Raw genomic sequence first — 8589 nt, forward strand, 5'->3', positions numbered from 1 at the left:
GTCTGTTAACGTCTTTCGTGTCACGACAGCGTCACGACTCGATATACGGCAGGTCCTTTTGTCGCAATGACTGCGAGGGTGGGGCTACCAAACACTTAAGAATTACTTGATGTTTCAGCTTCAACTCGGACAGGTCGAGTCGGTGGGTAGCGATTCGGTATTGCATTATGCGACATCGACGAAAGGCATGCAGCATGCGAAAGTCGTTGCGAAGAGCTGTTTTAGCAGTTGTGCTGGTTGTTCCGCTGCTGCTCGGCGTCGGTGCAGGTACTGCCGTTGCATCGCCGCAGACCACGCTGCTTCAGATTCCGGTGGTGACCGGTTTTCAGATTGCGCCGGGTGCCGTGCCCGGTGGGCTGTTCCAGACCATCCCGATACAGGCCACGGTCGGTGAAGAGCCTGGCGTGCTGAAAATCTCGGCCGCCAACATCGCGCCCTACGCTGACCAGTACCCGTACCGAAGCCTCGGCGTGAGCTTCCGAAACTTGGACGTCGGCTTGCGGGGGACGGCCAGTCTGCGGCATTGGCAGGACAACCCCAATCCTGACCCGGCCGACGGCGTCCCACCCACACGAAACGAGCAGCTCCCGCCCCAAGTCACCTTGCCGACGGGCGTCGGTTGGGTGTCGGTCACGGTGACTCACTATCGCGATTACGGCAATGGTGCACCCTATGCCGACACGCTTATCGCAGGCCAAGGACTGATCTACGTTCCGTGACCGTCCATACGAAAGGCAACTCGATGCAGAAATCGATCCGATGCGGTGTCGCTGCCCTGGCGCTGACCGTCCCCCTGGTCTTCGGCATGGGTGCCGGCACTGCAACCGCCGCTCCTCAGGAGTCGGTACTTCAGGTACCCGTCGTCACCGGGCCGGAATTCGGCCCGGTGGGCGTTCCCGGCGGACTTGTCCAGACCATTCCGATTCGAGCTGTGGTCGGTGAGAAGCCGGGTGAGGTGCGCTTCGCTGCCGCCGACATTCGGCCGTACTACTACCAGTTCAACTACCGGCACCTGACGGTCAACTGGCGCAATCTGACTACCGGTGAAGTGGGCTCCGCAGGCTTGCGGCATTGGATCGATGAGGTCGATCGGACACGACCTGCCAATCAGGGCGGCCCGCAGGCATTCCGCTTACCCCTCGAGGTGACCGCCCAGACGGGTGCAGGGCCGGTGGTCGTGACGGTTACCCATGACCGAGAAAATCCTGATGCGTCGAACGCCCTCATCCCCGGTTTGGGTGTGCTCTTCGTGCCTTGATCGGACGCTTGCGCGACGGGGTCAGGTGCCCAGATCGCCCGCGATATCCGCAGTGCCGAGCATCGAAACCAAAAGCGGCACAACCCATCTGACGGCTATTCGGTAGTCGCCGCGGCCGTGCCGCTCCACGATGTTCGCTGAGCCGTACAGCGACATCATGTCGGCCACCAGGCTGGGCACCTCGAAGTTTTCCCTCTCGCCGGTGGCTGCTGCGTCGATGATTGCCTGGCCGTCCAGTCGGTATCGGAGGTAGTCGGGGACCGAGTTGTCGCTTTCCTGGATCATGGCCGAGACGATGTCGTCGATGCGGACCGTGGCGTTGGGCAAGGTCGCGTTGGGGTCGGTCGCGTTGGTGCCGGTGTTTGCGATTTCCAACCGGTTCAGGGCATTCGGATGCGCACCGCCATCGGCTCATTCCAGTCGGTAGTGCCGTTCGTGACTGCCTGCTCGCAGGCGGCGAGATTCATCACCTAGATTGCGGATGCGAGTAGCTGCTCCTGGTGGGCTCGATGCTCGACGGTGCGTCCGCGGCCTCGTCGATGACGAGGCCGACGATGTCGGGTGCCTGATCGATCATTCCGATCCCACCCGTCCTCGGTGGCGAGGTCGGTCGAGGTGACGGGGAACAGTTCTCCGTGACGGAGTGGCGGTGTCCGAGTCGATGGAGTTGGTACATCCGCTCTTCAGCAAGACCGTCGCGCAGGCTGTCGAAACCAGGGTGAGGGATCGTTCGTCTCGACAATCCCCTTGGTTGGTGTCCGGGTGTGGTCCCGTAACACCTGTTACGCTCATCCGTAACAGGTGTTACGACGAGCGGGTGGTGATAACGAGTGACGCTCGAAGCGGACGATCCACGGCACCGCATTTCGCAGGCCGTATGGGACACCATCGCGGAGTTGGGAATCGAGGCGACGACGGTGCGCGCGGTCGCGACCCGGGCGGGCTGCACGACCGGGTTGATCATGCACCGCTTCGGTTCCCGGTCTGCGATGTTGGTGCATGCGCGACAGACGTTGTTCGAGCGCACGGCAGCACGGGCCGACGAGGCCGGTGCCGGTGTCACGCAGTCCGCGGCGGAGCGGCTGTATTCCGTTGTCTGCTCGGTACTTCCGCTCGACGACGAGCGCATTGTCGAAGCCCGAATTTTCACGGGTTTCGCGGCGGCTGCGATCGCGGACGCTGATCTGCGGAACCCGCACGTGACCCACACGCGTCAATGGCTCACCCGCATAGCGGGTCTCGTTGCCGACCTCGCCACTCACATCACCGATGCCGAGGCCGCAGAGTGCGCTCTACAGATCGCCACCGCGGTGGAAGGCATCGTGGTCCTCGCGGTACTCGATCGAGAGACTTATCCGCCGGCGACGCAGAAACGACTGGCTCAGCGGACGATCGCCAACGTGGTCGAACGCAGTGCCGCAACTGACCGGTGACCCCGTCCCCACTTTCGACAGAACGGACCCCGTATGCCCACTCTTCATCGCGCTCCTCTTGCACGCGTCGACCAGAACGCCCTGTACCGGATCATGGCGCTTCGGGTCGCGGTATTCGTGCATGAGCAGGGCATTGTCGACGACATCGAACTCGATGGCGCGGACCTGCTTCCGACGACGGAGTTGTTCTGGATGCAGGACGACGACGGTGAGGTGCTGGCGACCATTCGAGTCCTCGTCGACGACACGGTCCATATCGGCCGAGTCGCGACCGCCGCAGTTGCGCGGGGTCGGGGCTACGCCGGGAAACTCATAGACGCTGCGTTGGCGGCATATCCCGGGGTCGTCGAACTGTCCGCGCAGGCGCACCTCGAAGAGTGGTACGGCCGCTTCGGATTCGTTCGCGTGGGGGAGAACTACCTGGACGCTGGGATTCCCCACGTGCGCATGGTATTGGGCGGGTGATGAACCTCGTATGTCCTGCCGAATAGCGTTGGGCTGCAGAAGAATCGATGGTTTCCGTGCGCTTCGACCGGTTCAGAACAGAGTAGGCGCGGTGTAGCGACCGTGTCGTGCTTCGTTGAGTCGGGCGCTCCATCGCTGCACGAGCCACATTTCGACGAGTTCAGGGCTGGTGCCGATGTCGGTGGCCCATGCGGTGATGAGTTCGACGTAGCGGTCGTAACGACGACGAGTGAACCCGGTGACCGACGGGTCTTCGAGCCACCCTTCGTGGATGAGTGTCGAGACACCGTATTGGTCGATCAGCTGAGCCGGACCGCCGTAGACCGACGCCTTCACCGCCCACAGAAACGTGGCCATCAGGGACATTCCGACGCCGGGCGCATCGGGCCAGCCGGACCAGGTGGAGTTCGGATGGTCGGGCACTGCGCGGTTGCGGACACAGCTGTCAAGCACAGCTAGGGTCTTGGCGACAGGGTTCTCGTCGGGACGGCTGAGGTGTGGGTTCATGACGTCGGGGAATCGCCGCATCGCTCGGCGGTGTCGGTGACTGCCCTGCCACGCCGCGCAGAGAAACAACAGGCCGAGCGAATCGTGTTCGCCTACAGCCAGATCCGTGCCGATTCGAAGATCGTTGCGCTGCACAGTGGCACCGCCGTACTCGACGACTTCGCCGTCGAGGTTGCGCCCGCGCAGCCGAAGATCGTGACCTGCTCGGTCGAGGTGGCCGTTCCACCAATCGAGGTCCACCTCCACGCCGTCGTCGAGGACATGCAGGTCGTAGTTGCGGTGCTGACACCACTGCACACAGGCCGTGGGCGGCGGGAACCCCTCGTCGCGTTGTGACATACCGCCATCGAAGCATCGGGTACCGACAGTTCGCCTTTGTTCTTACTTCGCATCATGGCGGGAGGGGGGTTACTTTTCGCGGATCAGGAAAGCCCATGTCCAGGTATCCTGGAGCTCGTTTGTTCAGCGAAGACGCCAACACCGGGGTCAGGGCGTCGTGGTAGTCGTGAACCGTAGCGGTGGTCTTGCCTGGGTGAGATCGCACCACTCTTCCCACATACTGGATGAGCCGGCCTTTGAACGAGATCGGCGCGGCGAGGAACAGTGTGTCGAAGGCAGGGATGTCGAACCCTTCGCCGATGAAAGACCCGATGGCGACCGTAAGCATCGGGGTCCCCGTTAATTGCTGCTCAGTCAGCTCGGCAACCGCTGCCTTCCGGGCCTTCGCGCCCATTCCGCCGCGAAGTGTGGTCACGCTGTGTCCACGTTCAGCAAGAGCGCTGACCACCAGTTCAAGATGCGTGGTCCACGTTGTGAGTGCGAGGACATTCCTGCCCTCATGTGTTGCTGCGCTGATGTCGTCGGCGATCTGGGCAAGACGCGCTTCGTCGGCCACCTAATCTCGATAGATCTCTGCCATTCCGCCCGGACGTGACGGGTCGGCATCGCCCTTGTACTCGTAGGCGGTCGAGTGAACGACCAGTTTGCGCTCGGGCGGCGTTTCCGTCGATCCGTCGGTCAACTCGCCCGGTTTGATTGACTCGATACTGTGAATTGTTGAACCGATTTGGTGAAAAATCAGGTCGTCGAGACCATCTCGACGATAGGGCGTCGCTGTCAGGCCGAGCCAGTACTTCGACGGTATCTGATTGAGAACAGTTGAGAATGCGGTCCCGGGGACGTGGTGGCACTCGTCGACGACCACGAAGCCATAGGACGATGTCAACGCCTCTACGTCGTCTCGGCGCGCCAACGTGGGCAGCAGGCCCACGTCGATCGATCCTGTCAGCTTCTTCCTGCCACCACCGATCTGACCCGCCTTGACTCCGAGGTACTTATCGATTCGTTCGCGCCATTGGTCGGCCAGTGCCTTCCGATCGACGAGTACGAGAGTCGACGTCGCCCGCTCCGCAATGGCTGCGCACGCGATAACTGTCTTGCCGGCGCCTGGCTGCGCGACGATGACGCAATGATCCACTCCCGTTGCGGTACTCACGGCCTGGGCCTGTTCGGATCGGAGTTCACCGTCGAACTTGAACGTCTGTGCGGTGCCCCGTTCGCGGGTATCGGTGACTTGCAGTCTGCTTCCGACTGACTCGATCATCTCGGTGAGCAGCGAGATGAGCCCGCGCGGCAGGATGAGGTCGCCGTCCACAGTTTCGTCGAAGCTTTCCAGGAATCGTGGGGTGTTCCAGGTACTGAGCCGGCGACGTTGCCGGTCGTAAAATTCGGGGTTCTGAATCGACGATGCGTGCTTGATGCTCGAGATCATGGCGGGACCCAGGTCGTCGGCTGTCAGTTGCAGACGCGCGCGTAGCGTCGCCCGGATCACGATGGCAGGTTGAGGGACGATCTTCGACGACGTCGGTAGGGCAACTCTCCGGACGGATCGACCCACCTCGGCCTTGGGTAGTGCGGCGAGTGCGCGGCGCACTTCGTTGGTGGACAGACGGTGAACTGTCGATAGCAGCGCCCACTGGTCTTCGAACGGCTCGAGCGTTGCAGGATCGAGAAACACGGTAGTGCCGTTAATTCTTTTGCGCCCGTTGAGCGGTGCCGCAATGAGGTTGCCAAGTCCCCGTCCGAGATGAGTGTCCTGAGAGGGAAACAACCGGTCGTACGAAGCGAGACTCATACTGTTGCGCAACGCCGACGCCTCGCGAATCAGCCCCGTTCCCATCTCACGAGCGAGTGCACCCGGGACGTGATCGGCGAAGAATATCCATGCGTGAGCACCTCTCCCGGATTGAGAAACCTCGAGCGCTGCTGGAATGCCCTGTTTGCGCGCGGCTTTGACGTAACTCAGCGCATCCAACATCGCCGAGTCCTTGTCGAAGTCTGCTGCAAGCCAACGGCAACTGTCGTTCTTGGTAAGCGCGTACAGGCCGATGTGCAGATCGCCCCGCAAGTGTCGTTCGAGAACGTCGTCTGTCAGTGGGAGATATGAAGCGTTATCGGGATTCATCCCCTTGTGCCAGCGTCCCTCGATGGCCGGCATCCAGCCGGAGCGGCCGTCCTTGGTGTTCTGCCATCGAATCGCATGTACATCGCTGCGGGCGATGAACAGCGATCGGTAGAGACGCAGCTTGTCGATCGACGGTGACGCCATCGTGACCGTCCCGATGGCCGCTTGGTCACCCGCAGGCATGGTTGCGTCACCTTGTCTCAGCCGGAGTAGCGCGCGGAGTCGAGCGGCCTCTGCGCGTAGCTCATCCACTTCGCCTGGGTACTTCTCCATGCTCGCTATTGTGGCCGAGAGTGGGGCGGTCGGGGGCGTCGCTGACCATCCTCGAGCGCGAGTCGCGTGCTGTCCCTGCAGCAACTTCTGCGGAACTTCGGGTTACAAGTACGACTACTTGCAACCGACTTACAACCAACTTGCAATGCTGCATATTGCTTTCAAGTATGGTTTCCCCATGAACTCGGCCGGAGCAGACGATCTAGCGGAGTTGGTCGATTCCCTGCGGCGCATCGGCGGGGAACCCTCGACGGTCGAAGTCAAAAGCGGAGCTGGTGGTTTTCCGCAGTCGGTTCGCGAAACCCTGGTTGCCTTCGCAAACACGTCGGGTGGAACCGTGGTCATCGGGGTGGATGAAGCGTCGGGGTTCGAGTTCGTCGATATTCGGGAGGCCGCAGCGTACCGAGATCGATTGGTCAGTATGAGCAGGGACGCTGTCACCCCGGCGCTGCACATCGAGACCGACATAATCGAGATCGACGGCAAACGGATTCTGGTTGCCCAGGTTCCGCCTACTTCGGCCGATCTCCGTCCGGTCTATGTGACGTCCAAGGGCGTGTCGACCGGCGCGTATATTCGCACCGGCGACGGCGATCGTCGTATGACCGAGGCCGAGATCGCACTCGTCTATTCGTCTCGGACACAGCCGATTTACGATCGGGAAGCAGTCGACGGTGCCACATATGCAGATCTTGATCGGCATGCGGTTCTGAGAACTTTGGAGCGCGTCCGACTTGGATCGGCGGCATTGCGGGATTCCGATGACGCGGTGGCCCTCCACAGACTCGGAATACTCGTCGCGCCTTCCCTCGACTCTCGCCCGACGCTGGCGGGGCTGCTGGCTTACGGAGCGTTCCCCCAGCAGTTCTTCCCTCAGTTGATGATTTCCGTGGTCGTACACGCTGCGGACTCCGATAGTGACAGCCGATTCCTCGACAACGTGACCGTAAGAGGTTCGATACCTGAGATGGTGGCTGAGTCGTTGGCCGTAGTGAGGCGCAATCTTGCGGCGCGCGCTGTGGTGGTCGACGCAGGTCGGACAGATCACCTCGACTACCCGCTCGATGCCATTCGAGAGGCCGTCGTCAACGCTGTGCTTCATCGCGATTACAGCCCGACGACCCGCGGCACCCAGGTGCAAATCGAACTGACGGGCGACAAGTTGGTTGTGCGGAGTCCCGGTGGACTGTTCGGCGCACTCACTGAAGACGACCTGGGGGCCATCGGTATCTCATCATCTCGCAATTCGGTATTGGCCAACCTGTTATCGGACACTTATCTGCCTCGATCTCAGCAGTTGGTGGCTGAAAATCGAGCGTCGGGAATCCCAACGATGATCGAGCGGGCACGGTCGAGAGGGTTGCCTCGGCCGATATTCGATAGTTCGGTGACGACATTCACGGTGACAATGTCGCGTTCGGCACTGTTGGGGCCCAATGTGAAGAAATGGCTTGCATCGCTTCGTGTTCCCTTGCCCACGCCCGCCCACGAGATCGCGGTCGCGATGATGCGAGGGGGGTTCGTGACGAACGCGGCGATGCGCGAGTGGGGAGCAGACAGGCTTGCCGCGGGCCAGGTTCTGCGTGATCTGGTCGAGAACGGTGTCGCGGTGAGGCAGGGAGGGCGGCGGTACGCGAGATACGTTCTGGATCCGTCGGTGACGAGGCCGCCCGCGGCGGACAACATCGGCACCGGACGACGCGAGTCGGTGGAGGAGGCGATCGCGCAGATGGGTGAGGCAGGAGCACTCGAACTGGCCGAACGTGCCGGCATCAGCCGGGTCGCGGTAGTCAAGCAACTGAATGCGCTCATCGAACGAGGCAGCGTACGCGCCGACGGTGTGCCGAGAAGCCCCAAACGTCGCTATGTATGGCTGGGGCACGGATCGAACGGCTGAGTTCACGGCCGATGTCCCTGCGCTCTGATGCTCCTATTGTTGTCAAGCGGTGAGAAGCCACTTTCGGTAGTTGTTGGCGAGGTCGTCGTTGCGTCGTCTGCCGAGTTCGAGTTGCGAGATGGTGGCAGGCCAGACCTGGAAGTGTCGAGCTGCTCGGTCGAGAGTGATGTGGCGGGCCTGCCGCGCCGGTCGGAGGTCACTGATGTCGGGAACCTCGACAGTGGTGGTCAGCAGGCGAAAGACTTCTCGAACAATTCCGCGTTTGAGCATCCGGATGATCTCCGGTGTCGAA

General features: G+C 61.7%; 9 protein-coding genes and 1 pseudogene. 5 read left to right on the plus strand and 5 right to left on the minus strand.

Annotated features, from left to right (window positions below; translation table 11 throughout):
- Positions 1–230: 230 nt before the first annotated feature.
- Together RHODMAR_RS11525 and RHODMAR_RS11530 are read left to right on the plus strand one after the other, a co-directional pair.
- On the plus strand, positions 231–719 hold the full coding sequence (locus RHODMAR_RS11525) for a hypothetical protein (RefSeq protein WP_008714636.1): 489 nt from the start codon (positions 231–233) through the stop codon (positions 717–719).
- A gap of 23 nt (positions 720–742) precedes the next feature.
- Positions 743–1258, plus strand: a complete 516-nt coding sequence (locus tag RHODMAR_RS11530; RefSeq protein ID WP_008714638.1) for a hypothetical protein — start codon at positions 743–745, stop codon at positions 1256–1258.
- Positions 1259–1279: 21 nt separating this feature from the next.
- Here the strand turns inward: RHODMAR_RS11530 and RHODMAR_RS26975 are convergent, their stop codons facing one another.
- Positions 1280–1633, minus strand: a complete 354-nt coding sequence (locus RHODMAR_RS26975; RefSeq protein WP_008714641.1) for a hypothetical protein — start codon at positions 1631–1633, stop codon at positions 1280–1282.
- Between the two features lie 455 nt (positions 1634–2088).
- Here RHODMAR_RS26975 and RHODMAR_RS11540 point away from each other — a divergent pair, with 455 nt between their 5' ends.
- Both RHODMAR_RS11540 and RHODMAR_RS11545 read left to right on the plus strand, forming a co-directional pair.
- Entirely contained in the window at positions 2089–2691 is a 603-nt protein-coding gene (locus RHODMAR_RS11540; RefSeq protein WP_008714643.1) for a TetR/AcrR family transcriptional regulator, read from the plus strand.
- A 33-nt stretch (positions 2692–2724) separates the two neighbouring features.
- Positions 2725–3156 (plus strand): GNAT family N-acetyltransferase, encoded by a 432-nt coding sequence (locus RHODMAR_RS11545; RefSeq protein ID WP_008714644.1) that lies wholly within the window; start codon positions 2725–2727, stop codon positions 3154–3156.
- A gap of 72 nt (positions 3157–3228) precedes the next feature.
- On the opposite strand, the gene RHODMAR_RS11550 is transcribed toward RHODMAR_RS11545, so the two are convergent.
- Genes RHODMAR_RS11550 through RHODMAR_RS11555 form a run of 3 tightly spaced genes read right to left on the minus strand, consistent with a single transcriptional unit; the run spans position 3229 to position 6400 of the window.
- Entirely contained in the window at positions 3229–4002 is a 774-nt protein-coding gene (locus RHODMAR_RS11550; RefSeq protein ID WP_042938813.1) for an 8-oxoguanine DNA glycosylase OGG fold protein, read from the minus strand.
- 52 nt (positions 4003–4054) lie between these two features.
- On the minus strand, positions 4055–4558 hold the full coding sequence (locus RHODMAR_RS29030) for a DEAD/DEAH box helicase (RefSeq protein WP_008714648.1): 504 nt from the start codon (positions 4556–4558) through the stop codon (positions 4055–4057).
- On the minus strand, positions 4559–6400 hold the full coding sequence (locus RHODMAR_RS11555) for a TOTE conflict system archaeo-eukaryotic primase domain-containing protein (protein ID WP_232433631.1): 1842 nt from the start codon (positions 6398–6400) through the stop codon (positions 4559–4561).
- Between the two features lie 178 nt (positions 6401–6578).
- Between RHODMAR_RS11555 and RHODMAR_RS11560 the strand changes: the two genes are divergently transcribed.
- On the plus strand, positions 6579–8297 hold the full coding sequence (locus RHODMAR_RS11560; RefSeq protein ID WP_042938858.1) for an ATP-binding protein: 1719 nt from the start codon (positions 6579–6581) through the stop codon (positions 8295–8297).
- A gap of 42 nt (positions 8298–8339) precedes the next feature.
- Here RHODMAR_RS11560 and RHODMAR_RS28680 read toward each other — a convergent pair.
- Positions 8340–8589 (minus strand): annotated as a pseudogene (locus RHODMAR_RS28680) (IS110 family transposase); the annotation flags it as partial.

The organism is Rhodococcus sp. AW25M09 (assembly GCF_000333955.1).
Lineage (GTDB): Bacteria > Actinomycetota > Actinomycetes > Mycobacteriales > Mycobacteriaceae > Rhodococcoides.